Source organism: Streptomyces sp. NBC_00310 (assembly GCF_036208085.1).
In the GTDB taxonomy this organism is placed as follows: domain Bacteria; phylum Actinomycetota; class Actinomycetes; order Streptomycetales; family Streptomycetaceae; genus Streptomyces.
The window spans coordinates 4,966,855-4,991,808 of record NZ_CP130714.1; the positions used below are offsets into that span (position 1 = coordinate 4,966,855).

At 70.1% G+C, this 24,954-nt stretch carries 25 protein-coding genes and 1 pseudogene; 12 read left to right on the top strand and 14 right to left on the bottom strand.

Annotated elements, in window-relative coordinates; translation table 11 throughout:
- Positions 1 to 297: 297 nt before the first annotated feature.
- Positions 298 to 732 carry a hypothetical protein gene (locus OG202_RS21720; protein WP_327729170.1) on the bottom strand — a complete coding sequence of 145 codons (435 nt, stop codon included), beginning with the start codon at positions 730 to 732 and terminating at the stop codon, positions 298 to 300.
- 529 nt (positions 733 to 1,261) lie between these two features.
- On the opposite strand from OG202_RS21720, the gene OG202_RS21725 reads away from it, so the two are divergent.
- The 4 genes from OG202_RS21725 to OG202_RS21740 all read left to right on the top strand — a co-directional run bounded on the left by OG202_RS21725 (position 1,262) and on the right by OG202_RS21740 (position 4,927).
- Positions 1,262 to 1,690: a DUF485 domain-containing protein gene (locus OG202_RS21725; RefSeq protein WP_327729169.1), complete on the top strand. Its 429-nt coding sequence runs from the start codon at positions 1,262 to 1,264 to the stop codon at positions 1,688 to 1,690.
- Positions 1,687 to 3,312: a solute symporter family protein gene (locus OG202_RS21730; protein ID WP_328223360.1), complete on the top strand. Its 1,626-nt coding sequence runs from the start codon at positions 1,687 to 1,689 to the stop codon at positions 3,310 to 3,312. The genes OG202_RS21725 and OG202_RS21730 overlap by 4 nt, the downstream gene beginning before the upstream one ends.
- Before the next feature lie 185 nt (positions 3,313 to 3,497).
- Positions 3,498 to 3,650: a hypothetical protein gene (locus tag OG202_RS21735; protein WP_328223361.1), complete on the top strand. Its 153-nt coding sequence runs from the start codon at positions 3,498 to 3,500 to the stop codon at positions 3,648 to 3,650.
- 302 nt (positions 3,651 to 3,952) lie between these two features.
- Positions 3,953 to 4,927 (top strand): phosphotransferase family protein, encoded by a 975-nt coding sequence (locus OG202_RS21740; protein WP_328224704.1) that lies wholly within the window; start codon positions 3,953 to 3,955, stop codon positions 4,925 to 4,927.
- Between the two features lie 83 nt (positions 4,928 to 5,010).
- On the opposite strand, the gene OG202_RS21745 is transcribed toward OG202_RS21740, so the two are convergent.
- Positions 5,011 to 5,745: a class I SAM-dependent methyltransferase gene (locus OG202_RS21745; protein ID WP_328223362.1), complete on the bottom strand. Its 735-nt coding sequence runs from the start codon at positions 5,743 to 5,745 to the stop codon at positions 5,011 to 5,013.
- A gap of 218 nt (positions 5,746 to 5,963) precedes the next feature.
- Here OG202_RS21745 and OG202_RS21750 point away from each other — a divergent pair, with 218 nt between their 5' ends.
- From OG202_RS21750 to OG202_RS21760, 3 genes are all read left to right on the top strand, one after another.
- Complete coding sequence (locus OG202_RS21750) at positions 5,964 to 6,623, top strand: GNAT family N-acetyltransferase (RefSeq protein WP_328223364.1); 660 nt, start codon at positions 5,964 to 5,966, stop codon at positions 6,621 to 6,623.
- A gap of 122 nt (positions 6,624 to 6,745) precedes the next feature.
- Positions 6,746 to 7,696 (top strand): Vgb family protein, encoded by a 951-nt coding sequence (locus OG202_RS21755; protein ID WP_328223366.1) that lies wholly within the window; start codon positions 6,746 to 6,748, stop codon positions 7,694 to 7,696.
- A gap of 179 nt (positions 7,697 to 7,875) precedes the next feature.
- A complete protein-coding gene (locus OG202_RS21760) occupies positions 7,876 to 8,373 on the top strand; it encodes a hypothetical protein (protein WP_328223367.1) in 498 nt (165 codons plus the stop codon).
- A 60-nt stretch (positions 8,374 to 8,433) separates the two neighbouring features.
- Here the strand turns inward: OG202_RS21760 and OG202_RS21765 are convergent, their stop codons facing one another.
- The 7 genes from OG202_RS21765 to OG202_RS21795 all read right to left on the bottom strand — a co-directional run bounded on the left by OG202_RS21765 (position 8,434) and on the right by OG202_RS21795 (position 15,772).
- Entirely contained in the window at positions 8,434 to 8,967 is a 534-nt protein-coding gene (locus OG202_RS21765) for an AAA family ATPase (protein ID WP_328223368.1), read from the bottom strand.
- 15 nt (positions 8,968 to 8,982) lie between these two features.
- Positions 8,983 to 9,549: an HAD domain-containing protein gene (locus tag OG202_RS21770; protein ID WP_326582047.1), complete on the bottom strand. Its 567-nt coding sequence runs from the start codon at positions 9,547 to 9,549 to the stop codon at positions 8,983 to 8,985.
- A complete protein-coding gene (locus OG202_RS21775; RefSeq protein WP_328223369.1) occupies positions 9,549 to 10,337 on the bottom strand; it encodes a tetratricopeptide repeat protein in 789 nt (262 codons plus the stop codon). Before OG202_RS21775 ends, OG202_RS21770 begins: the two co-directional genes overlap by 1 nt.
- 66 nt (positions 10,338 to 10,403) lie before the next feature.
- The gene (locus tag OG202_RS21780) at positions 10,404 to 11,882 is read right to left on the bottom strand and encodes an aldehyde dehydrogenase family protein (RefSeq protein ID WP_328223370.1); all 1,479 of its coding nucleotides are present in this window, start codon (positions 11,880 to 11,882) and stop codon (positions 10,404 to 10,406) included.
- Entirely contained in the window at positions 11,879 to 13,609 is a 1,731-nt protein-coding gene (locus OG202_RS21785) for an N-acyl-D-amino-acid deacylase family protein (protein ID WP_328223371.1), read from the bottom strand. The genes OG202_RS21780 and OG202_RS21785 overlap by 4 nt, the downstream gene beginning before the upstream one ends.
- Positions 13,610 to 13,740: 131 nt before the next feature.
- Entirely contained in the window at positions 13,741 to 14,859 is a 1,119-nt protein-coding gene (locus OG202_RS21790; RefSeq protein ID WP_326582043.1) for an LLM class flavin-dependent oxidoreductase, read from the bottom strand.
- A 160-nt stretch (positions 14,860 to 15,019) separates the two neighbouring features.
- Positions 15,020 to 15,772, bottom strand: a complete 753-nt coding sequence (locus OG202_RS21795; protein WP_328223372.1) for an SDR family NAD(P)-dependent oxidoreductase — start codon at positions 15,770 to 15,772, stop codon at positions 15,020 to 15,022.
- A gap of 207 nt (positions 15,773 to 15,979) precedes the next feature.
- Here OG202_RS21795 and OG202_RS21800 point away from each other — a divergent pair, with 207 nt between their 5' ends.
- Positions 15,980 to 16,717 (top strand): hypothetical protein, encoded by a 738-nt coding sequence (locus OG202_RS21800; RefSeq protein ID WP_327729158.1) that lies wholly within the window; start codon positions 15,980 to 15,982, stop codon positions 16,715 to 16,717.
- A gap of 152 nt (positions 16,718 to 16,869) precedes the next feature.
- Entirely contained in the window at positions 16,870 to 17,661 is a 792-nt protein-coding gene (locus OG202_RS21805) for a hypothetical protein (protein ID WP_327729156.1), read from the top strand.
- A gap of 105 nt (positions 17,662 to 17,766) precedes the next feature.
- Here the strand turns inward: OG202_RS21805 and OG202_RS21810 are convergent, their stop codons facing one another.
- A complete protein-coding gene (locus OG202_RS21810) occupies positions 17,767 to 18,522 on the bottom strand; it encodes a helix-turn-helix transcriptional regulator (protein ID WP_327729154.1) in 756 nt (251 codons plus the stop codon).
- 231 nt (positions 18,523 to 18,753) lie between these two features.
- Positions 18,754 to 20,280, bottom strand: coding sequence for a metallophosphoesterase family protein (locus OG202_RS21815; protein WP_328223373.1), 1,527 nt, complete (start codon positions 20,278 to 20,280; stop codon positions 18,754 to 18,756).
- A gap of 373 nt (positions 20,281 to 20,653) precedes the next feature.
- On the opposite strand from OG202_RS21815, the gene OG202_RS21820 reads away from it, so the two are divergent.
- Entirely contained in the window at positions 20,654 to 21,391 is a 738-nt protein-coding gene (locus OG202_RS21820; RefSeq protein ID WP_327729152.1) for a hypothetical protein, read from the top strand.
- Positions 21,392 to 21,656: 265 nt separating this feature from the next.
- Here the strand turns inward: OG202_RS21820 and OG202_RS21825 are convergent.
- From OG202_RS21825 to OG202_RS21835, 3 genes and pseudogenes are all read right to left on the bottom strand, one after another.
- Positions 21,657 to 22,319: pseudogene (locus OG202_RS21825) on the bottom strand (methyltransferase domain-containing protein); the annotation flags it as partial.
- Positions 22,316 to 23,287, bottom strand: coding sequence for an ATP-grasp ribosomal peptide maturase (gene tgmB, locus OG202_RS21830; RefSeq protein ID WP_327729151.1), 972 nt, complete (start codon positions 23,285 to 23,287; stop codon positions 22,316 to 22,318). The gene tgmB and the pseudogene OG202_RS21825, both read right to left, overlap by 4 nt.
- Complete coding sequence (locus OG202_RS21835) at positions 23,287 to 23,958, bottom strand: DUF6415 family natural product biosynthesis protein (protein WP_327729150.1); 672 nt, start codon at positions 23,956 to 23,958, stop codon at positions 23,287 to 23,289. Before OG202_RS21835 ends, tgmB begins: the two co-directional genes overlap by 1 nt.
- A 229-nt stretch (positions 23,959 to 24,187) precedes the next feature.
- Between OG202_RS21835 and OG202_RS21840 the strand changes: the two genes are divergently transcribed.
- Positions 24,188 to 24,448 (top strand): hypothetical protein, encoded by a 261-nt coding sequence (locus OG202_RS21840; RefSeq protein ID WP_326582033.1) that lies wholly within the window; start codon positions 24,188 to 24,190, stop codon positions 24,446 to 24,448.
- A complete protein-coding gene (locus OG202_RS21845; RefSeq protein WP_326582032.1) occupies positions 24,420 to 24,947 on the top strand; it encodes a DUF6879 family protein in 528 nt (175 codons plus the stop codon). Before OG202_RS21840 ends, OG202_RS21845 begins: the two co-directional genes overlap by 29 nt.
- Positions 24,948 to 24,954: the final 7 nt, after the last annotated feature.

Genomic DNA, 24,954 nt, shown 5'->3' on the forward strand with positions numbered 1-24,954 from the left:
TTCCCGCACGGAGCCGCGCACGCCGAACACCCTCGTCCGACATGCGCGGTGGCGTGCACACCCCGGGCGTCACGACAGGCCAGGCGCCCAGGCCGCACAGACATGACGGGCAGGGCGGACGGCCGAGCACCGCGCGGGTTCAACAAAATGTCAACCTACAGCGCGAAGGTCCGGATGTCTCTACTCACCCGGCAAGTGCCCAATGAGTAACTTGTGCAGCCGCGCAACCGAACACTCCGGAGCTGCAACGTCGGCCTTTCAGCCACACCGCCGGCGCTCTCGGCTCTCTCGGTGCCCTCACTCGGTGAATGCGGTGAGCTCCTGCGGGTGTTCGGTACCGTGTTCCCGCAAGTCGGCGGCCTCGGACTCCAGTCCCTCCACCTGAGCCGTGATCGCTGCCACGGCCTCCTCCGGCGACATCCCGTCGATGTCGGCGGGGTCACCCGCCGCAGGGCAGACGGCAAGCAGAGTCCGCGCGATCTCCCACGGCTCGTGCACGAACCGCGGCCCGCTCACGGGCTGCCCGAAGTCGTCGTAACCCAGGAGGACTTCATGGCTCGGCCCGTCGTCACGCTGGAGCCACAGGTGCCAGATCCGAGCGAGCGCAGCACAGGCGCGCAGCAGCAGCGCGCGGCCCTCCTCGTCCAACGCGGAAGGCGAGATGCAGGTGTGCCCGTACGTCCGGGCAATCTGCTCGTAGTGCCTCAGTTCCGATGTGGCGTCGCGGCGCACCCGCCTTCCACCAGTCGTGGGGGACCTCGGGGGCCCAGCTTCCAGGATTTCGCGGGCCGGTGACGGAACGCCGAAAGGGACGATGACGTCCGGGGACGACCTGCCCATGCCCTTCTCCCAACGCGACCAGGAACCGCACCCGTTGGCCCATTTCCACAAGCACAACATTCACCGACAGGCCACTGCAAGGGTTTGTGTCCGCCACAGCAAGCCGGCTCGGTCGCTCGTCGAAGAACGAAACGTACGCAAGTAGGCCGGATCGTTGCCTGACCAGCCTTGTCGCATGGCGGGCCGTTACGGCACCGTGAACGGCCAATGAGGTGCAGGTGCCTGGTGGTCGCGCTGCGGCCCCGGTGGCGGACGGTACGGACGTCTGCGCTGTCGGACGGCACCCGGCCGGGCACCCCCGGTGCATCGTGTCAGACCAACTCTTCGCGGCTGTGGGCCCGTCGGCTCCAGACATATGCCGCTTCCCCCGACCACGCGAGTCCTTCCGCCGGCTGTGCGCCCTTCCAAGCTGAGGACACCCATGCACCCGTACGAGCAAACCGACCGTCACGACGACACCGATCCGTACGGGCACTCCGGTCCCCGCGCCCAAACCAACGAGCAAGGCTCATGGTCCGACCGCGCCCCCCAGCAGTTGCGGTCACTCCCGTCCCGGAACGACGCCGCCGCTCTGCGCAAGCTTCGCGCCGCGCGCAAGCCGCCCGCGAAGGTCGCCGCCGCCGTGGCCGGCGGGCAGGTGTGCGCCGTGGTCCTGGCCGCCGAGGTACCGGGCTTCATGGGGACCGGGCTGCTCGGGCCGGTCAACATCGGCCTCGTGCTCATCCTCGTGGAACTCGCCCTCGCCGCCTGGGCGATGGTGTGGTACGGGCGCTACGCGGGCACCAAGCTCGATCCAGTGGCGGCGCGGCTCAGACCCGTTCTCCCGCCCCAGCGAAAGGGCCACCGGTGAACACCTTCGTCGCCCTGGCCGCGCCCCACGACGTCGGCCCCGTCCTCGCCATCTTCGCGATCTTCGTCGTCCTCACCCTGCTGCTCTCCCTCCTCGGAACCACATCGGAGGGCACCGACCTCAGCGACTTCTACGTCGGCCGACGTCGGCTGTCGTCGGCAGTCAACGGGATCGCGCTCTTCGGCGGGTACATGTCCGCGGCCTCGATGCTCGGCAACCCCGGACAGATCTCCCTCAACGGGTTCGACGGCATCGCCTACGTACTGGCGCCGGCGGTCACCTGGGTGGTGGTGCTGATGCTGGTCGCCGAGCCGTACCACAGCACCTCGCGGTTCACCGTCGGCGACACACTCGCCCACCGTCTGCGGTCGCGTCCGGTGCACCTGGCGGCGGGGATCACCACCCTGTTCATCTCCCTGCCGTACCTGATCGCCCAGCTCGTCGGAGCCGGGGTGCTCGCCGCGCCCGTCCTCGGCTACGACGGGCCGGCCGCTCAGCGGGGCATCGTGGCCTGCCTCGGTCTGGTGATGATCCTCTTCGTCGTCCTCGGAGGGATGCGGGTGACCACCCTGCTGGAGACCGTCAAGGCCGTCCTGATGATCGGTGCGTGCGTCGCCCTCGCCCTCGCGGTGTTGTGGCGCTTCGGCTGGAACCCGGCGGACCTGCTGTCGCAGGCGGCCGGGCGCAGCGGCTTCGGTGAGCAGTTCCTGCGCCCGGGCATCCGCTACGACGATGGCGTAAGCAAGCTGGACCTGGTGAGTCTGCAGGTGGCGTTCCTGCTCGGAGCGGCCGGGCTGCCGCACGTCCTGATGCGCCTGTCGACCGTCTCCACCGGTCCCAGGGCCCGCCGCTCGGTGCAGTGGATGGGGCTGCTGAACCTCGGTTTCGTCGTGCTGGTCGTGGTGAACGGGCTGGGCGCCACTGCCCTGCTCAGCCGGGACACCATCGTCGCCGACGCCGACTCCGGCAACACCGCCATCCTGCTGGTCGCCGAGCACGTGGGCGGCACCGTCCTGCTGACCGTGATCTCCTGCGTGGTGTTCGTGACGATCCTGACGGTCGTCGCCGGAATCACGCTCACTGTGGCCTGCGCGCTCGCCCACGACATCTACGGCGCGGTGATCATGCGGGGGAGGTCGTCGGAGAAGAGCGAACTGCTGGTCGCACGGCTGGCGGTCGTCTTCATCGGGCTCGTGACCATCGTGCTGTCGCTGTACGCCCAGCACCTGCCCATCTCGTTCCTCGTCAGCCTGGCCTTCGCGATCGCGGCCTCCGCGGTGCTGCCGGCCATCCTCTTCACCCTGTGGTGGAAGGGGTTCACCACCCGGGGGGCGATCTGGAGCATGTACGGAGGGCTGAGCACGGCGGTGCTGCTGGTGGCGCTGTCCCCGGCCGTCTCAGGCGACCCCCACGCGCTGCTGCCGGACGCCGATTTCGCGGTGTTCCCGCTGCGCAACCCCGGCCTGGTGTCCATACCCGTCGGCTTCTTCCTGGGGTGGATCGGCTCGGTGCGCGACCGGCGGGAGCCCGGCGGCGCGGACTACACGGAGACGGAGATCCGCGTGCTCACCGGAGCGCCGGGCGACACCGAGTCGAAGGCAGGGGTGGGGCAGCCCGCCTGATGCGGGTGAGCACGTCCGCAGGCGGACCGCGGCCGGACCGAGGCTTCGTCACGGTCCGGCCCCCGCGTATGAGTCCGACTCCGCACAACTCCATGAGAGAGGCTTCGCTTGAGCAGGCAGGGAACGCGATGACACAGGCGTACGACACGACGGCGCACGACCGAGGTGCTGCCGGGGTGCCGCTCGTGAGCAGAACGGCCGAACTGGGCTTCCTCGAGCAGGCCGTTGTTCAAGGCCGCTCACGTCCCGCGATCGTGGTCGGCAGGGGGCCCAGCAGGCTTACCGCTGCCGTCGCCCTGGCCCTGGCCCTGGCCCTGGCCCTGGCCCTGGTGGAGTAGATCACGGTGCTGGTGGCGGCCGGTGACATCGACTCCGTTCACCGCTCGGCGACGAGCTCAGCCGCCTACCCGTTCTCGCAGTTCCGTCAGCAGCCGCTGTACCCGGAAGCCCCATTCCACGGACCCGCGATGCTCGACGCCGAAGCGCTCCTGGAGAAGTACCGGCGCCTCCTCGACATCGTGGAAGCCAGGCGGCGTCGGCGTTCTGACGTCCTTCGCGTGCTGACAGGCTCCCGTGTTCAACTGATCGCCGGACGGATTACCGGGGCGGAGAGGCGGTTCGGAACGTGGCTTCCAGGTCAGTGGCACGGGAGCAGTTGGCGGGTGCGGCGCGGGCCGCGCTGGGCGGCGGACGGCGGCTGGCGGCGGTCGAGCGGGTCGCGGGCGGCAGCAAGAAGGGCGTGTACCGCCTGGTGATGGACGACGCGACGACCGCGATCGCCTACCTGTGGGACGACGCCGAGAACTACTGGCCTGCCGCCGAGGGGGACGACGACCTGACCGACCCGTTCTCACCCGGCCTCGGACTCGATCTGTTCGAGGCCGCGCACACGCGGCTGGACACGCTCGGCGTCCGCGTCCCGGCGATCCGTCTCGTCGACCGCGACGGTGCCCACTGCCCGGCCGACCTGGCGATCGTCGAGGACCTTCAGGGCGAGAGCCTGGAGGAGCTGCTCGCGCGCGACCGGCGGGCGGCCGCTCCGGTCATGGCCCGGCTCGCGGAGTCGCTGGAGGCGATGCGGCTCCACCGGGCCCCGGCTTACGGCAAGGTCGCCGTGGTCGACGCGGGCGGGTCCTCACGCGGTACGTCGTGCGAGGGAGTGGTTCTCGAACGTGCGCTGCGGGACCTCGCCGAGGCAGCCTCCCGCGATCCACGGATAGCGGACGCCCGCGACCGGCTGGAGGAGCGGCTGCTGGACCTGGCGGCGGCCGTGCGGCCGCGCGCGGAGTACGCGGTCGTGCACGGCGAACTGGGGCCCGACCACGTACTGGTGGACACGGACGGGAACCCCGTGGCGATCGACATCGAGGGCACGATGTACTTCGACGTCGAGTGGGAGCACGTGTTTCTACGGATCCGCCTGCACGATGCCTACCAGCCCCTGGCGGCGGCCGGATTGGACGAGGACCGGCTCGCGCTCTACATGCTCGCGCAGCGGCTCTCGCTGACGGCGGGGCCACTGCGGCTGCTCGACGGGGACTTCCCCGACCGGGCGTTCATGGCGGGTATCGCCGAGCACAACCTGAAGCAGGCGCTGGACCTGATGCACGCCTGAAAACCCAGAGTTCCAGCCAGTTCGCCGAAGGCCGGCTCAGTGAGTCGGTTCTGGGTGATCCGGTACGACGCCCGCTTCATCCGTCACATCGCCGGCGGCCGACGCGCCACGAACACGAACTCCCTGCCGGGCCGGTCGGGAGCGTCCCGTACGTCCTCCAGCACGTATCCGTGAGCGGCCAGCTCCGTCTCGATCTCGTGCCGCTCGCGGAATCTGAGGGTGGAGTCGGAAGTCAGCTCCTTCTTGTCGCCGTCGAAGGTGTAGTGCCACCGGAAGGTGACCAGTTGGCCGGCGACCTCGGTCAGTTCCACCCAGGTCTCGACCGTGCCGAAACCCGGCACCTCGGTGACCCCGTGCGAGTCCTCGCGATTCCACGCCTCCCAGGCCCGTCTGGCCGGGTCGCGGGTCTCGAAGACCAGGTGGCCGCCCGGCCGCAGGGCCTCGTATGCGCCCGCGAGTGTCCGCCGCCATAGCTCCGGGTCCGCGATCGCCTGCGCCACGTTGGCCGTCATGGTGACGAGGTCGACCTGGAGCGGGGGAAGGGCCGTCGCGTCACCGTGGATCCAGCGGACCCGGTCCGCCCCCGGTTTGGCCCGTGCGACATCGAGGGAGGCGCCGGCCGGGTCGATCCCGACGACCTCCACCCCACGGTCCGCCAGCAGCAACGCGAACACGCCCGTCCCGCAGCCGATGTCCAGCACCTTCCGCGCGCCGAACTCCTCCGCGAGCAGGAGGTGGGCGTCCAGGTCACCGCGATCGGGGTCGAGCGGGTCGTAGAGCTCGGCCAGCCGTCGGTCACGGAAGATCTCCTCAGCCATGCGGCCCAAGGTAGGGGCCGAGGCCAACCCCGGACCATACGGACGGTGCGCGGCCGCATCCAAGCACCCTGCCACCGCCCGGAATTCACGCGACACCGGCACGACCGCTCTGGAACGCTGTGCCGTCGGAGCCCGACGACAGCGCGCAGCCACCCGCCGGGCACGACGCACGACGCACGATGAACGCTGTTCCGGCAATCGATGGGCTTTGGCGGCAGATGAGTTTCACGCTTGAGGGACCGGTTCTGGAGGGCACACGCGTGCGTCTGGAACCGTTGGATCACCGTCACGCCGCGGATTTGGCCGTGGCGGCGGAGGAGGACCGGAGTTCGTACCGGTTCACATGGGTGCCGAGGGCGGCAGAGGTCGAGGCGTACGTCGACGCGCAGCTCTCCCGTGCCACCGCCGGACGACTGGCCCCGTACGCGCAGATCGATCGGACGTCGGGGCGGGCGGTCGGAGCCACGGGCTTCTGGGATCCGCGGCTGTGGCCGACGGAGGGCGGCGGGCTGTGCGCCATCGAGGTGGGCTTCACCTGGCTCGCGGCGTCGGCGCAGGGGACGGGGCTGAACACCGAGGCCAAGTACCTGCTGTTCCGGCATGCCTTCGAGCGGTGGGACGTGGCCCGCGTCGATCTGAAGACAGACGCGCGCAACGGCCGTTCGAGGGCCGCGATCGAAAGCGTGGGCGCCCGTTTCGAGGGCGTGCTGCGCAACTGGTCGCCCTCCTGGGCGCCGGGGGAGGACGGCCGCCTCCGTGACTCCGCGATGTTCTCGATCACCGCGGCGGAGTGGCCGGGGTGCCGGACGGCGCTGGAGGCCCGCCTCGCCCGCGGGGCGGGCGCCGCCGCCCCCGAACGCGCTCCCGCCGACCACTGACGACTGCGCGCCGACCCTCAACCACCGGCCCCCAACCACCGGGCCACAGCCGACAAGCCCCCAGCCCCCAGCCCCCAGCCCCCAGCCCCCAGCCCCCAGCCATGAACGAGGGAACCGCATACATGATTTCCCGGCCGACGACCGTGTCCATCACGGAGTTCCCCGTCTCCGACGCCGCCGCCGGGCCGTACGGAATCGCCGCCGGGCCGGACGGCGCGCTGTGGTTCACGCTGGTCCACGCCGGGCGCATCGGCAGACTCGCGCCCGATGGTGAGGCCACGTCGTACGCGCTCGGCTCGACGTCCGGCGGGCCGTCGATCATCACGGCCGGGCCGGACGGCGCGCTCTGGTTCACGGAGTTCCTGGGGCACCGGATCGGGCGGATCAGTACGGCCGGAGAGGTCACGTCCTTCCCCTTGCCGACGTCGATTGCCGGTCCGTTCGGGATCACGGTCGGTCCCGATGGCGCGCTGTGGTTCACGGAGGCGGAGGCCGACCGGATCGGCCGGATCACGACCGAGGGTGAGGTCGACGAGTTCCCGCTCCCGCTCTCCGGCGCGTTTCCTTCGGCCATCGCCGCCGGGCCGGACGGCCGGCTGTGGTTCACCATGAACCGGGCGAACTCGATCGGTGCCATGACGCTGGACGGGGAGGTCGCGGTCCACCCGCTGCCGACGCCGGGCGCCGCCCCCGTGGGTATCACCGCCGGTGGTGACGGAGCCCTGTGGTTCGTCGAGATCGGGGCCGGCCTGATCGGGCGGATCACACCGGACGGGAAGATCGACGAGTTCCCCCTCCCGGACCCCGAGTCCCGCCCGCACGCCATCGCCGCCGACGCCGACGGCGGCTGCTGGTTCACCGAGTGGGGCGGCAACCGCGTAGGCAGGATCACCTACGACGGCCGTCACGACGACACGCATGACATCCACGACATGTACGAGATCCACGAGCACGACCTGCCGACCCCCTCCTCAGAACCCCACGGCATCGCCCTGGGCCCGGACGGCTCGATGTGGACGGCGCTGGAGATCGGCTCCGTGGCCCGCATGCGCACGCGGGGGAAGGCGGATTGACGGGAAAGGTTCTGCCCTGTCGCGGAAGCGTCGTGCAACCTCAGATCCTCCTCTGAAGTCGCCCCTTCGCCTTGTCGCCGCTCTCGGCCCGGTGCCACGATCACGGCCTCGCCCGCCACCAACGGGCCGACCGACGGGGGTAGTTCATGTCACGCCGCACACTCATCACCCTGACGCTCATGTCAGCTGCCGCCCTCCTCTCCGCCACCGGTTGCTCGTCGGGCGGCGACACGGAGGCGCGGGAGCAGCGGCCCGTACGGACGGCCGGGCCGACCCCGGCGAAGGCGACACCGGCGGCCGACTCGAACCAGTTCGACTCGCGGAGCGAGTTGGCGAACCGTGCCCCGGACCACTTCGCCGAGCGCGTCGTCCTGCGTCAGAACCGGACGCAGGGCAGTGCGCACCTGGAGTTCGGCAAGGCGGAGAAGGACGAGGGCAAGGCCCTGACCGTCGCGGTGAACTGCGAGGGCAAGGGCACCATCGAGGTCGTGTTGCGCCCCATGGACGCCTCCTTCCCCATGGACTGCCTCGACGGGGAAGTGACCAGCATCGGCAACCAGTTCGCCATCGACGACGCGGAGCGCGCCGGCACGGTCTCCGTCACCGCCACCTCGGGAGTGCGCTGGTCCCTGTCGATCGGTCGCGGTGAGCCGGCGGAACAGGACCTCGGCGACTAGACACCGAAGCCCGACGGCTCACGCGCCCTCACCCGGCCACTCGGCGGAGCTGCTTCTCGGCTACTCGGCTACTCGGCGAAGAACCAGTCCGGCCAGCTCGCCAGGGCTCGACTCGCCGTCCAGGAAGACCGTGTCGGTGGGCAAGGTGTCGGCCGCGGCCACGCACGCCGCGATCCGCCCCTTGCACCACTGCCGGACCCGTTCGTCCTGCTCGGGGTCGTCCGGTGTGAAGCTGCGGCCGTCGATCCGGGCGACCAACACCCCCTCGGGGACCTTGAGAAAGAAGTGGTGGAGCGGGATGCCGGCCGCCTCGATGGCGCCGAACACCTCAGCCACGTACGCGGGGTTCACCAGGGTCATCGGCACCAGCACCGGCCGCCGGTACTCCTCCACCAGGCCCACCAGAGACTCGGCGACCTGCCGCCGCCACAGCCGCAGGTCCTGGAAGTCGCCGGTCGGCACCTCCACGATCTCCCTCAGCACGTAGCCGATCACTTCGGGGTCGAACACCAGCGCCTCGGGCCACAGCCCCCGCAGCTCCTCGACCAACGTCGTCTTTCCGCTCCCGAAGGCCCCGTTCACCCACACGATCATCGGCCGACCGTATCTCTACCCCGCCCGGCCGGTGGTCCGGGCGAAGGCAGCGAGGGTGGCGAAGTCCGGTTCGCGCAGGCCGAGCCGGGGGTCGACGCGGTGCAGCAGGGCGGAGTTCCGGTGGTGGGTGGCCACGAACCGCTGGTCGGCGGTGCCGATCTCGTCGTCCACCCATGCGAACGGACGCCCCGCCGCGTGTTCGACGAGACGCGATGTCTTCCAGAACACGCCGGGCTCCGGGGCCACCCCGGACCGTTGGGTGACAGGGCTCTGAGGCCAGTCCACCACCGGCAGTTCCGGCAGCCCGAGGACCGGGGCTATGTAGGTGTTCGCCTCACCGACCCAGGTCGTCGCCCACACCAGGTCGAACAGCTCGCTCAGCTCCAGCAGCCGGCGGCCGTGGTCCGGGTTGAGCCAGACCCGTAACGGCCTGACGTACGCCGCGGGCTTCTCCGGATGCTGGGCGATCCAGCCCTGCGGTTTCATCCGGTGGGTCGTGTAACCGGCGGGCCGCCGCTCCGGCTGAGCGGCGTACGGGTTCAACGGTCCGTCCACATCGAGGTAGAGGAGAGGGCGGTCCATCAGCCGGTCTCTCGGGGCCGGGCGTTCTGCCACTGGGTGAGGAGGCGGCGGGTGGAGGCCGTGGTCGGATCGTCGGCGCCGAGGGCGCGTTCCATCGCGTCGACGACGGCGGCCATGTCGTCGACGGCGACAGCGGACGCGGTCCCGTCGCCGGTCCGGCCGGCCCGGTCGTGGCGCAGGATCGTCAGTGAACTGCGGGCGATCAACGTCATGTTGTGGTCGGCGCCCAGATGCTCCGTGGTCGCGGCGATGACGTCGGTGTACGCCGCCTCCGCCTCGTCGGTACGGCCGTCCTGGCCGAGCCACTCGGCTCGGCAGTAGACGGCGGCGAGCGTGTCGGGGTGGCCGGGACCGAGGACGCGGCCGATGTCGGAGATCACTTCGTCGACCGCGGTGAGCCGGTCGGGCAAGTCACCGATCTGGCCGCGCAGTTGGACGCCCAGCACGCGGGCGGACAGCGTCTCGGGGTGGTCCGGCCCCAAGGCGCGGGCCAGGTCCGGCAGCACGGACTTCAGCCGGTACACCGCGAGAGCGGGCTGCCCCTGCTGCAGACACGCGACCGCCGATAGGGCACGGGCGCGCAGTACGTCGGGATCGTCGCCCCCGAGCCGCCACTGCGCCACGGCCACCGGGAACGGGACCTCCCGGTTCGCCATGCGTACGAGGGTGACGATCGCGCCCAGTGTCACCGACAGATGCACCCAGAGCAGTGCGCCGATCGGCACGAACAGGGCGCCCACGACGGCGACCACCGCACCCCACAGCGGCCAACGCCACGCCTTCGCCACTCGCCCACCACGCCGCACATCCCGCATTCGAACATCATTGCGTCACCGACGGCCGCACGGAAGACATCAGCCGGGCCAGACGATCGCCTGCGTCTCGCTGTACGCGTGCAGCGCGTACGACCCCACGTCACGCCCCACCCCGCTCTTCTTGAAGCCGCCGAAGGGGGCCTCCATGTTGCGGCCGACGGTGTTCACGCCCACTCCCCCCGCCCTCAGGCACCGGGCCACGCGGAAGGCACGGGCGACATCGCCGGACCAGACGTAGTCGATGAGGCCGTAGTCGCTGTCGTTGGCGAGGGTGACGGCCTCGTCCTCGTCGTCGAAGGGGAGGACGACGACGACCGGGCCGAAGATCTCCTCGCGGACGACGCGCATGTCGGGGGTGCAGTCGGCGAGCAGGGTCGGGGCGACGAAGAACCCCCGGTCGTACGGCGGCCGTTCACCGCCCGCCACCACCCGCGCGCCCTCCTTGCGGCCCAGCTCGACGTACGACTCGACACGGTCCCGGTGCGCCGCCGAGATCACCGGTCCGACCACCGTGCCCGGCTCGCGCGGGTCGCCCACCGGCAACCGCCCCGCGTATGCGGCCAGTTGGGTCACCAGCCGGTCGTAGACGCCGCGTTGCGCGATCACCCGCGTCGGTGCCGTGCAGATCTGCCCGCTGTAGAAGGAGAAGGTGGTGGCGATGCCGGCCACCGCCGAGCCCACGTCCGCGTCGTCGAAGACGACCGCCGCGCCCTTGCCGCCCAGTTCCATCAGCTGGCGCTTCATCCCGCGCCCGCACACCTCCGCGATCCGCTGTCCGACCGCCGTCGAGCCGGTGAAGCTCACCATGTCCACGTCGGGCGCATCGACCGCCGCCTCGCCGACGTCCGCGCCCGACCCGCTCACCACGTTCACCACACCCGGCGGAACACCGGCGGCCTCCAGTGCCTCCGCCATGCGGTAGACGGAGAGCGGGTCCTGCGGGGCCGGCTTCACCACCACCGTGTTGCCCATGGCCAGGGCCGGGGCGATCTTGCCGGCCGGATTGGCCCAGGGGTTGTTGTACGAGGTGACGCAGGTGACCACGCCCACCGGCTGCCGTACGGCGAGGGCGCCCATCACGGCCGCCCTGCCGAAGGGGCCCGCCTCGTTGATCTGGGGGGCGATCGGCTCCTCCACCGGCTCCACGCGGGCGTACCGCCGGAAACGGGCCGAGCCCACGCCCACCTGCATCGCCCGCGCCGTACCGGTCGTCGCACCGCTCTCGGCCTGCGCGAGTTCGGCGTACGGGACGAGGTGGCGGCGTATGTGGTCCGCCGTCCGGGCGAGGATCGCCGCCCGTTCGGCGGCGGGGGTCCGTGACCACGGGCCGAAGGCCTCGCGGGCTGCGGCGGCGGCCGCGTGCACCTGTTCCCGCGAGGCCTGCGGCGCCCACCCGACGACGCTCTCCGTCGCCGGGTCGACCACCTCGTAGTGCCCTCCGTCGGGCTCCACCCAGGAGCCCCCGACGAACAACCGCTGCCCCTCGGACGCCCCTTCGGACGCCCCTGCGGAACTCACTTCGTACTCACCGTCCGTGTGTCCCGTCCGCTGCGCAGCACCTTGCCGGGCACGGCCCCGGTCACCACGTCGCCGCGGATCGCCTCGACGCCGTTGACCCAGACGGCCCGGATGCCGATCGCCTTGGAGTCGAGGCGCGGGCTGTCACCCGGCAGGTCGTGCACCAGGGTGGCCTTGCCGGCGTCGACGCGTGCCGGGTCGAAGAGGACGAGGTCCGCGTGCCAGCCCTCCCGCACCTGCCCCCGTTCCCGCAGGCCGAAGAGGCGCGCCGGGTCGTCGGTCAGCATCTTCACCGCCTGTTCGAGCCCGACGAGCTTCCGGCCGCGCAGACAGTCCCCGATGAACCGGGTGGTGTACGGGGCGCCGCACATACGGTCCAGATGGGCGCCCGCGTCCGAGCCGCCGAGCAGCACGTCCTCGTGGCGCCAGGTCTCGGCGCGCAGGGCCCAGGAGTCGGGGTCGTTGTCGGTGGGCATGGGCCACAGGACCGTACGAAGGTGGTCGGCGGCGCAGATCTCCACCAGGCACTCGAACGGTTCCTGCCCCCGCTCCGCCGCGATGTCCTTCACGACCCGCCCGGTGAGGCCCTCGTTCGCCTCGCTGTACGTGTCGCCGATGACGTACCGCCCGAAGTTGGCGAGCCGGCGGAAGACGCCCGCCTCCTTGCTGTCCGCCCGCCGCAGCATCTCGGCGCGGACGTCGGGATCCCGCAGGCGCTCGATCCGTTCGGGCACCGGCAGGCCCAGGATCGGCCCCCACCCGGGGATCAGGTTCAGCGCGCAGAACGTACCCAGCGACATGTTCATCGGCGTGAGGATCGGCATCGTCAGGGCGACCACCCGGCCGCCGGCCTTCCGCGCCCGCTCACTCGCCTCCAACTGCCTCGGCACCCGCTCGGGGACGGCGGCGTCGATGGTCAGCACGTTCCAGTTGAGCGGCCGCCCGGCCACCGCGCTCATCTCCACGAACAGATCGATCTCGTCGTCGCCGAACTGGTCCAGGCAGCCCGCCACGATCGCCTCGATCTGCGTGCCCTCGTGCTCGCCCACGGCCCGGGAGAGGGCGATGAGTTCGGCGGGCTTCGCATGCCGCGACGCGACCGGCTGTCCGTCCCCGTCGCTGTGCGTCGACGACTGCGTGGTCGACAGCCCCCACGCCCCCGCCTCCATCGCCTCGTGGAACAGCCGCAGCATCGCGTCCAGTTGCTCGTCGGTGGGCTGCCCGCCGATGGCATCCGGGCCCATCACATACCGCCGGAGCGCGCAATGCCCCACCATGAAGCCCGCGTTGACGGCGATCCGTCCTTCGAGGGCGTCCAGGTACTCCCCGAAGCCGTGCCAGCTCCAGGGCGCCCCCTCCTCCAGCGCGACCAGTGACATCCCCTCGACCTTGGACATCATCCGCCGCGTGTAGTCCGCGTCCTCGGGACGGGAGGGGTTGAGGGGCGCCAGCGTGAACCCGCAGTTCCCGCCCGCGACGGTCGTCACCCCGTGGTTGAGGGACGGCGTCGCGTACGGGTCCCAGAACAGCTGGGCGTCGTAGTGGGTGTGGGGATCGACGAACCCGGGCGCGAGCACGAGCCCGGCCGCGTCCTCGGACGTGCGGGCCTCTTCGGTGACGGTCCCGACGACGGCGATACGACCGTCGCGTATCCCCACGTCAGCGGTGTACGCGGGAGCGCCGGTCCCGTCGACGACGGTCACACCTTTGATGACATGGTCGAGCATGCCTCACCCCTCCGGGCGCCTAGTAGCAACCGAGTACCGCGGTCGGCCCAGGGGCGCGGGGCCGCGTCGATGTGCGGCTCCGCCGCGTGGGCGCGACCAGCCCCCACCGCCCCGCGGCCGCCGTACCGACCTCAACCCGCCGCCCGGAACCGCGACGTCCGGTGCACGGGATCCGTGTCGATCTTCGGGATCACGTGCTCCCCGACCAGCCGGATGGTCTGCAGGGTCGCCTCCTTCGGCACCCCCACCGGCAGCCCGAAGCTCAGCTGGTCCGCCCCGGCCTGCTCCCACCGCTTGCACTGCCGGACCACTTCGTCGGGGTCCCCGCAGATCAACAGCTCTTCCTCGATGAGCAGTTCGATGAACTCCTCGTTGTACTCGGGCAGCGTCTCCGGCCACACGGGGAAGCCGTCCGGCCGCGGGAACGTGTCGTGGTAGCGGAAGACGAGCGAGGGCAGATAGTGCAGCCCGCCGTTCACCGCGATCCGCACCGCCTCGTCGTGCGTGGGCGCGCAGATCGCGGTCGTCGTCACCATCACGTTGTCGTTGACGAAGTCCCCGATCGGCTCGGCGTCGACGATCGCCGTCTTGTACTTCTCCAGCACCCACTCCATGTCGGAGACCTTCTGCACGCTGAAGCCCAGTACGCCGAGTCCCTTGCGGGCGGCCATGGAGTACGACGGCGGCGACCCGGCGGCGTACCACATCGCGGGGTGCGACTTCCCGTACGGCTTGGGCAGGATCTTGCGCGGCGGCAGGGACCAGTGCTTGCCCTGGAAGCCGACGTACTCGTCCTGGAGCCACATCTTGGGGAACTCGGCGATGGTCTCTTCCCAGATCTCCTTGGTGTAGTTCATGTCGGTCACACCGGGGATGAAGCCGAGGATCTCGTGCGAGCCGGCCCCGCGCCCGCTGCCGAACTCGAAGCGCCCCTCGGTGAGATGGTCGAGCATGGTGACCTTCTCGGCGACCTTCACCGGGTGGTTGACCTGGGCGAGCGGGTTGAAGATGCCGGACCCCAGATGGATCCGCTCGGTCGCGTGCGCCAGGTAGCCCAGGAACACCTCGTTGGCGGAGAGGTGCGAGTACTCCTCCAGGAAGTGGTGCTCGGAGGCCCACGCGTACTTGAAGCCGGACTTGTCCGCCTGGATGACGTACTCGGTCTCCTCCATCAGCGCCTTGTGCTCCGCGAGTGGGTCGGTCTCGGCCCGCTTGCCCACGTATCCCTGTACAAAGAGCCCGAATTCCAAGGAGGTTCACCGTCCTCAGCGATACCCGGCAACTGTTTCTGACAGTACGTCAGATCTGGATACGGCCGACTGTTCCACCGGCCCCGTGGAGCGTCAATAGCTGACGTACCGTCAGATGGACGGGTTCGGACAGATGCCGTGCGGTCACAAGGTCACCGGCTCACAGGCTCACTCCGGCCAGCCAGCCCCCGTCGATCACGAACGGCTGTCCGGTGATGTAGGAGGAGTCCTCGCAGGAGAGGAAGAGGGCGAGGCGGGCGACCTCCTCGGGGCGGCCGATCCGGCCGAGCGGAATCCGCTTGCGGTAGAGCTTGCCGACGGCCTCCGCGGACGCCTCGTCGCCCGGGTCGGTCATCGCGGTGTCGACGGAGCCGGGACAGACCGCGTTGACCCGGATGCCCTTGCGGGCCAGCTCCAGCGCGGCCACGCGGGTGAGGCCGACGATCGCGTGCTTGGTCGCCGCGTACGCGCCGACGTACGCCATGCCCGTCATCCCCGTGTACGAGGCGGTGTTGACGATCGTGCCGCCGCCGGCCGCCTCGATCTCGGGGGCCAGGGTCTTGATGCCGAGGAAGACGCCGACCTGGTTGACCCGCACGACCTGCATGAACTCGTCGAGGGGGGTGTCGACGAGGGAGTTGAAGCGCAGGATGCCGGCGTTGTTGACGAGCCCGTCGACGCGGCCGTACGCGGCCTTGGCGGCGGCCGCGGCGGCCGTCCAGTCATCCTCACTGCTCACGTCCAGGTGGACGTAGTGCGCGCCCAGCTCCTTGGCGAGGGCCTCGCCCTGGTCGTCGAGGACGTCGGCGACGACGACCTCGGCCCCTTCCGCCCGGAACAGCCGGGCCTCCTGCTCCCCCTGGCCGCGTGCGGCGCCTGTGACGAGGACGACACGTCCGTCGAGCTTGCCCATGTGGACTCCCTTCGCGGTGCGTTGACCGAGGTCAGCGTACCTCCATAGCTGACGAAGCGTCAGATGTGGGGCGCGGGCGAGCACATGCTTGCGATTGCGATCTCAAGTGACCAATGGGTAGGGACATTTGACCCTGTCCACAACACGTACGGGACCTCAATAATCCGTCATCAGAAGGTAAAGCCACCCCCAAGGAGAGAGCCGAGCATGGCGAAGAGGCGCTTCAAGAACAAGAAGGTCCGATACCTGGCGATCGGTGCCTCACTCGTGACCGGTACCGCTATCGCAGCCGTGCTGCTGCCGTCGGCCAGCGCGGCCGACGAGAAGACGCCCGAACAGATCATGAGGATGTGCGAAAGGACTGCCAAGCTCAACGGAAAACAGCAGACGACGAGGGATTTCGGGGGTGGTCTCGGGGACGGTTTCGAGTCCGACACCTGTGATTTCGTCGAGACGAAGTTCGAGACCTTCGACGGTCCCACGGAGAAGGTCACCGTCGACTTCCCGAACTGCGAGCCGAACGCCACCGAACCGTCGAAGGTGACCACCGAGTTCTCGAAGGCGGTGGGCCAGGGCCAGGGCAAGTACACCGCGACCCAGCAGGGCGCCCTCGGCGGTCTCTTCGGAGCCCTGAGCGGCGGCTGGGTGAAGCACAAGGGCACGCTGGACATGACCATCAAGACGGCCACCGCCAGCGAGTCGGAACAGCGGGAAGTGCCCGTCGGCAAGGTCATGCACGTGACGTTCACACCGAAGATGCAGCGCATGACCGGCGAATGGCGGGTGCACCTCGACGCCGATCCCGGAAGCTTCGCCGTGAACCCCTCCCCCGAGCAGAACTTCGTGGCGCCGGAGGTCGTCGAGGGCCCGGTCATCCTGGAGAGCGCCGCGGGCACGCCCGGACTCGCGGACGGCACCAGCAAGGTCGTCCTGGAGGACTGCTGACCGAAGGCCGACAGCCGACGACCGGCAGCCGACGGCCTCGGGGCGCCCGCCCCACCCCACAGACTTCTCCCCCCACGGGATCACCCCACCCCCCACGGGACGACCCCTCCCACCAGCACACAACCCCCTCATCACCCTCGCAGGAGACACACATGACACGCACCGGGCGCAGCGGCAACCACCGCAGCAAGAAGAAGCGCATCACCCTCGCGCTGGCGCCGGTCGTCGCCCTCGGACTGGCCGTCCCGCTGATGTACAGCGCGGGTGCCGCCACCCCCGACGAGGTGGCCACCGACTGCCGTACGGACTCGGACAAGCTGGAGAACTGCGAGTTCGTCGACGTCCAGTCCAAGGCCAACAGCCTCGGCCCCAACGAGCGGGTCACCTCGGTGACCGACAACTGCGGAGTCAGCACCGCGGCGACGAAGACCTTCAGCGGCACGGCGTCCGTGACACGCGTCATTCAGCTGGAGGACGGCTTCAACACGGACGGCAGCACGAAGCTGGCGAGCTCCATCTTCGAGATCGGCATCAAGTTCGCCACGCAGGAATTCAATATCAAGCGCGACGACACCACGTCGTCGTTCTCCTTCTCGAGGAGTGACACGGTCAAGCCGGACCACATCGCCTTCTTCATGTGGTCCCACAAGCGCACCGACGTCAGCGGTTTCCTCAAGGCCACCTACAAGGACGCCCAGGACGGCCAGAAGGTGTTCTTCTCCCCCAGTGAGGGAGCCGCGACCGTGCACGTCTTCTATCCGCAGCTCCTGCCCAGCGGAACGCCGGACGGCCGGCTCTGGCTGCGCAACGTCCAGTGCGGTACGCCCCAGGCCAACGGAATCATCAACAGCGAGAACAGCGCCCGCGCCGAACCCGGATTCGACGAGGGTGGCGCGAACGTGACCGACATCGAGGTTCCGCTCTCCGAAGTCACCATTCAATAGCGGCCGGATAAACCCAAGTAATCCCCCGTGCCCTGCGCGGGGGATTCTTTTGTGCGGTTTCCCAAACGGGCTCCCGCGTTCCTGGACGCGCTCAGTTCCGCGTTCTCATACGCGAACCCCGGGGGTCGCCCCCAGCCATCGCAGCACCGCCTCCGTGCTCCCCCGGACATCCAACTTGGCGTAGACGTTGCTCAGGTTGTTGCGGACGGTCTTCTCGCTCAGCCGCAGCCGCAGCCCGATCTCCTGGGCGCCGAGGCCGGTGGAGAGGAGTTCCATGATCTGGCGTTCGCGGGGCGAGAGCAGCGAGCGCAGTCGCTCCATCGCCTCCCCGTGGTCCGGCAGTTGCCGGGCCGCGTCCCGGACGGCGGCGCAGGCGACGGGCGAGAAGTAGGTGTGGCCGACCGTGGCGGCCATGACCGCCGAGGAGAGCATGCAGGTGCAGTAGTCGCCCTCGACCAGGTAGCCGGCCCCGCCGCGGAACACCTCCACCACCACCTCGGCGTCCTGGCGGGGGCTGACGACGATCACCGGAGCGCTCATGGAGCCCATGGCCTTCAGCAGCTCCGCGAAGGAGACCGACGGGTCCTCGCAGCGCAGGACCACGACATCCGCCTCGGTCTCCCGGAGTGCGCGATAGGGCGGCGGGATGTGCAGCGCGCTGCTCACGTACCGGTCGTCGGGGGCCGGCCAGTCGTCGTGCGGCCACTCCCTTTCGGCACAGGCGAGCGCGACGGACAGGCCCTGGGACGACGGTTCCGGCAGGTGGGGTGGGTGTGCCGGGACGCGGGAGGGGCGTGCGGGAACAGCTGAAACGGGGGTGCCTACGTACTGGGACGTGCCGACGTGCCGGGGGGATCGCACTTCGCGTGTCCTTCCGCCGAAGCCATGACTCCCCTACATACGTGACTCCGGCGTAAGTTGTTCGAAGTTTCAAGAACGAAACGCGAAGCTGTCTGACAGGTTCGGCCGCCCCGTCCCGCCCCCGCCCCCGCCCCCGCCCACTCCGACGGCGGGACGGAGAAGCCGCTGACACGGTTCTCCGCCCCGCTGCCCGAACATGCTCAAACGTGCCCGAACATGCTCGAACGGCTCCTAGCAGACGAAGTTCCGGTGGTCGGTGCTCGTGCTCAGCCGGCAGCTGCTGCCCAGGGGGTCGCCGGTCCTGTCACGGAAGGTGAGATTCCAGGTCGTGCCGTCCCAGCGGAGGTCCCCGTAACCGTAGATCGCCAGACCTCCGGGGGTCCGCAGCTTGGTCACCGACTGGTTCACCTGCTGCGGCGGCGTGCCGATGGACTGCAGCTCGACATTGCCGTCGATCGGGCCGTTGTCCAGGGGGCCACCGGAGTTGCCCAGGGTCAGCTGGGGTGGGCGGGTGCTGTCGAAGTCGAGCTTCTGGGCGAGGTGGAAGTGTCCCGAGAGCACCATGCGCACCTTGCTCTGCAGGTGACGCAGCTGGGTGTTGGCGACGGCCCCGTCGAGAACCCGCGTCGCCCAGGTGACCGCCCCCGGCGTCTGTCCGGCCGCCTTCACCATCCACAGCGGCTTGTGCGTGACCACGAAGACGTCGCCGGGAGCCAGCGCCGCGGCCTGGTTCACGGCGTTGAACTGCGTGGTGTAGGTGCCCTGGTTCGCTGTGCTGCCGTCGTCCCTCCGGTCGGCGAGCGAGGAGTCCACGGAAGCGAGGGTCAGCGTGCCGGCGTGGATCATCGCAGGCCGGCTGAACAGGCTGCAGGAACCGTTGGAGCGCAGTTCGTCGGCGAGATAGCGGAACCACGCGCCGCCCGCGCCGCCCTGCTGGTTCATGTTGCAGTCCTCGTGGTTGCCCCGCGCCAGCACGACGGGAGCCGTGGCCAGCAGCCGTTCGGCGGGCCTGAAGAAGTCGGCGACCACACAGGCCCAGTTGGCCGCGTCGGCGGTGCTCGTGCAGCCCGCCGGATTGTCGTTCCCCCTGCCGGGGTCCTCCCGGTAGAGGTAGTCACCGACGTGGACGACGAGATTCGGCCTCGTCCGGTCGACGACACTGTCCGCGATCTGCCGGAACGGCCAGCGGTTCGCACAGTTCTGCGCCGGCTCGTTCATGTCCGCGGGGAGCTCGCAGCCGGTGTCGCCGATCACGCCGATCCTGGCGGGACGGGTGCTCGAGGTCCAGTTCGGCAGAGGCAGCTGACCCGTCGACGGGTGCAGCCTGGCCGCTCGTACCGTCGCGGGCACCAGCGTCGCGTCGGAGGCCGTGAGGGGCACCTCGGCCTCGCAGACGGTGGTCGGGAACTGGAGCCCCCGGGGCTCGCTCCTCCGGCTCAGCGGGTCCGTGTGCTGGCTACCCCCGTACGTGTAGCGCACGCTGGGGCACGTCTGGCTGGAGTCCGTGGACACGTATCGGATCTGGGTGCCGCCGCTGGTCAGCTGCGTCCAGGCCCAGGCCTCGCCGTCCGGCGACGCCGAACCGGGCGGCGGAGGGGTCGGCCCCGGCGGCGGTGAGTCCCCGTCCCCGTCCCCGTCCTCGTACCCGTACCCGTCCTCGTACCCGTACCCGGGCACGGGCTCCGGGGAAGCCGCGCCGGCCGGGACCGCCGCGGCCAGCACACCCGCCACCGCGAGGGCCACTATCCGATGTCTCATGCTCACATACCTCCGTCCACGTGCCCCGGACACAGGCGTACGTCATCGCCTGACAGGCACACCTGGAATCGTTGGCACCGCTTCGGGACCGCGCACGACGACACCGGCAAACGGCCTACACGGCCGCACGGGGGTCCGGCCGCGCACGGGGTGCCCGAGCCCGGTTGCCCGACGGCCGTCCCCACGGGGCCGGCTGTCCCGACCCGCGTCGCACCACGGTCGGCTGCCTCCGCGCGGACGGGGCGGTAGGGTCCGGCTGTGCGTTGATCTGCCGGGCGGTGGCCGAGTGCCGCCGCAGAGGGTGCGGGTGGCCCCGACGAGTCGTGGGGCCGCCCGATCGGCATACCCGTCGTCATCACACCGGAGATCACCCATGACTGCTCAACAGCCCCTCGCCTACGACGCGTTCGTCGCCACCGCCGCCGCCGACCCGGCTGTCGTCGGCCTGGTCCTCAAGGGCTCCCGGGCCCACGAGGGCATGACCACCGAGCACTCGGACCACGACCTGTACGTCGTCCTCGCCGAGGGTGCGACGACGGCTCTCACCCGGTTCGCGGGGCACCGCTCCCCGGAACTCGACCTCGTCGTCCTCTCCCTCGACGCGTTCCGCGCCGCCGGGATGCCCGGCTTCGAGCGGTACGCCCTCGCCCGCGCCCGGGTCGTGCTCGACCGGCTGGGCGGAGGCATCGCCCGGATCCTGGCCGCCAAGGCCCGGCTCGACGCCGAGGAGGCCTTCCGGGAAGCGGGAGGATGGCTCGACGCCTACGCCAACTCCCTCTACCGCTCGGTCAAGAACGACCGCGACGGGCATCCGCTCGCGGCCCGGCTCGACGCCGCGGACAGCGTCCGGTTCCTGCTGGAGACGCTCTTCGCCCTGGACCGCCGTCCCCGCCCCTACAACAAGTACCTGGAGTGGGAGCTGGCCCGGTTCCCGCTGCCCGGCTGGGACACCGGCCTGCTCCTCGACGCCGTTCAGCACATCACGGCCACGGGCGACGTATCCGCGCAGCGCCGACTCTTCGCCCAGGTCGAGACCGTGGCCCGGCGGGCCGGGCACGGCGCCGTCCTGGACGCGTGGGGTGAGGACCTGCACCTGATGCGACCGCGGTAGCAGCGCGCCCCGCGAAGACAGCGCGGGGCGGCGACCTGTTCCAGCGGTGGCGAGGTGATCGCGGGATCTCCGCGTTGTGTCGGCGGGACCGCGTCGTCGGGTCGGGCCGACCGTACGGCGGTGCGGTTCGTCCGCTGCCCCTCGTTGTCAGGGCCCGGTGCCCTCGCACCGTGCCGGGCAGGAACCGCCCTTCGGCCGTGCCGCCCTCGCCGACGGTCAGCTTCACCAGGCCCGACCCGTACAGCCACCCGGAGACAGTCGTGACGATCGTGCCCCCGGGCCGCACCTGTTCGAGCCAGGCCCCGGGAACGGTACGCACGGAACACGTGGCGATCAGCCCGTCGTACGGGGCGTCTTCGGGGTGGCCGAGGAGGCCGTCGCCGTTGACGAGCGCCGGTTCGTGGCCGACCGCCGTGAGCGCGGCCCTGGCCCGTGCGGCGGCGGCCGGATCGACCTCGACCGAGGTCACGTACTCACTCCCGAGACGCTCGCACATGAGGGCTGTCGAATAGCCGGTACCGGTGCCGATCTCCAACACCCGGTCCCCGTCCTGCGGATCGAGGTCCTGAAGCATCCGTACGACCAGGCTCGGCAGGGTGGACGAGGACGTCGGATCGCCGTGGACGGGCCCCTCCACGTCCGCCGGATGCAGCTGACCGCCGAGCTGGGTCACCAGCGTGACATCGGCGTACACCTCCTCCAGCCAGGCGCCCAGGTCGTCGGGGCCCGGCAGGACCGGCGTCCAGAGCGTGCCTCGCGGCCCGTCGGACCGCCGGAAGAACGCGCGCACGAACTCGTGCCGGGGCACGGCCTCGACGGCGGACCGCCAGACCGCCGACCGAAGATGCCCGCCCTGTTCCAGCCGGTCGGCCAAGGCATGACGCAGCTCGACCGCACGGCGCTCGTCCGCGAGCGGGGTGTCGGTCATACCGGGTGTCCCTTCTCCAGCAGATCGGCCAGGGCCCAGGTGATGGCCCCAGTCGTTTCAGGATCCACAAACGCCCACTGACCGTTCGCGTTGCACTCCAGAAAGCGCCACGCCCCGCTCGCTTCCAAGGCGAAGTCGAACGCGCCGAAGAGCAGACCGAATGCCTTCAGATAGGCGCGGATGCCCCGACGGACCGTGAGAGGGACATCTGCCGCTTTCATCGGCGTGCAGTTGATCAGGCCGTAGTCGAACCGCCAGTCGAGGTGATCGCCGTCGATGGTGATCCGTGTGGCGAACAAACGCTCGCCCACTGCCGCCACCCTCACGTCGGCGGTCTTGGCGACGGCCTGCTGGAACAGGTGCGGGCAGGCGGCGACACCATCGCCGATCTCGTCGGCCGCGACCGGGCGGACCCAGACCGTACGCGACGCACCACCCGCGCGGTACGTGGTCGACCTGAGCGGCTTGTAGACCACCGGCCCGTACTCCCTGGCGAAGGACCGGGCGGCTGCGGGGTCGTTGGTGATCAGCGTCGGGGGTACGTCCAGCCCGGCCCGTACGGCTTCGGTGATCTGGCGGGGCTTGAACTCCGCGCCCGAGTTCCGGTGCGGGTGGTTGACGTACAGGCAACCCGGAAGGGCGGCGAGAAGTCCGCCGAGACCGTGCCGGAACTGGGCCACGGCGAAGTCCCTCTCTTGGTCGTCCAGACCGTCGGCCGGAACGTACGGGGTCGGACGCCGGTAGTACACGGCGCGGGCGTCTTCCAGGCCGAGGGCGCGAGTAGGGGTGGTGAGCGGACCGTGCCACGACCAGCCGCTGCCCGCCCTTCCGGAGAACGTCACCTCGGCCGGTGAACCGGGGTCGAGCCGTACGACCGGGACGCCCCGGTCGTTCAGGGCTGTGATGACGTGGTCGGACGTCACGTCGTCCAGGGCGGTCAGGACGACGACCGGGCGAGGCGAGGCCATCAGTCCTGGTCCGCGTCCTGATCATGACCTTCGTCCGAGTTGGAGGGGCCGGAGCCGTCCCCCTGGCTGGTCTGGGTCCTGGTCTCCGTTCCGGAGCCGGTGCCGTGCTTGCCCAGGTCGACGCGGCGTCCGTGTACGTCGTGGAAGACAGCCGTCTGCGACATCGGGTCCAGGGCCACGGCGGTGGCGACGGCGTGCAGCGCCGGGTACGGCTCCATGCGGGACAGGCCCCAGGGGCGAAGGGAGGGAACGCGGACGGGCGGCTCCAACAGGCCTCGCTCCGTGTCGAGTTCACGCTTGGTCAGGTTCTCATGGTGGTCGCACAAGGCATTCACCGAGCGGGCGAGACGCTGGGCGTGCGCGATGCCGGCGGGGAGCGTGGGGCCGGGTTCGAAGCCGAGTCGCCTGCGGGCCTCGCCGACACAGGCGAGCGCGCAGGCGCGGGGCACGTCCCCCTCGGGCAGCGCTCCGGCTGCGGCCTCCACCTCGGGGAGGGCCACCATGATGTGGCCGCGCAGTTGAAGGGTGAGCGTCTCCCACTCGTCGGGGGACGGCGGCTCGGCACTCTCGGCGAGCAGACGGCGTGCGGTGACGCGCATCGTCTCGATGTCGAGCGGGATCGGGTCCCGCTCCGCCGCAGCCCCGGACCAGACGGTTGGTGTTGCTGCCATTCGGCGCTCCTCAGCAGCGGTGGCCACGCCTCGCGAGGCTGTCGTCTCGCCGAGGCTTCGTCGTGACTGCTGAAGGTAGGCAGCGGCGGCACACCGCGCCCAACACTGTGCAGATATGTGCAAGTGCTCTTTTGGGCAGGAAAGTTGGCAGCGAAGCACCCTTGACCCTGCTCGCCTCCGAAGCCCACTCTGGTGCAGAAGTCTGCACAGCTAGTCGAGGGGGACTGACGTGCCACTGCTGTTCATCGGGATCGATCCGAACACCGGTGACGACGAGAGCCCGACGGTGTGGGTCGATCAGGAGAACCAGGAGCTTGTCTTCCAGGGATGGAAGCCCGGCCGTGAACTCGAAGCGGAGTGCGCCGCGTTCGAAGTACCGGGTCACGGAGCAGGGATTCCGGACGGGGAGGCAGTGATCCGTATCCCGGCCAGGATGGTGCACATGATCAGGGAGGCCTGCGATGCCGTCGAGCGTGCCGCCGTTCGGTGAGCTGATCGCCGGCTGCGAGCGCTCGGCCGTTCACCTGGAGATGCGCGACTCCTACGCCGTCGACAACGAGAAGGGTCCATTCGCCCAGTGGCGTGCGGGGTACCGCCATGACCCGGAGGATCGGGCGTCATGGTGGCGACCATGGCTCGACCTGATCCAGGAGACGGTCTCTCGCGGGATCGTCGTACGCCGAGCCCGGATCATCTCCGAGCCGGTCACCGAGTACATCCGCTTCGAGCACTCGAACACGTTCACCAACATCGCCGCAGGCGAGCACGTGCGCTGGCTGCCCCGCCGAGAGGCCTCGGACATCGCGCTGCCCGGCAACGACTTCTGGCTGTTCGACGACCGGCTGGTCCGGTGGAATCACTTCACCGGCGACGGTCGTTCGGCAGGCCAGGAGATCACCGACGACCCGGCAGTCGCCGAGTTGTGCTCGGCGGCGTTCGCGACGGTGTGGGCGCGTGCCGTTCCACACAACCAGTACGAAATCCGCTGACAGTAAG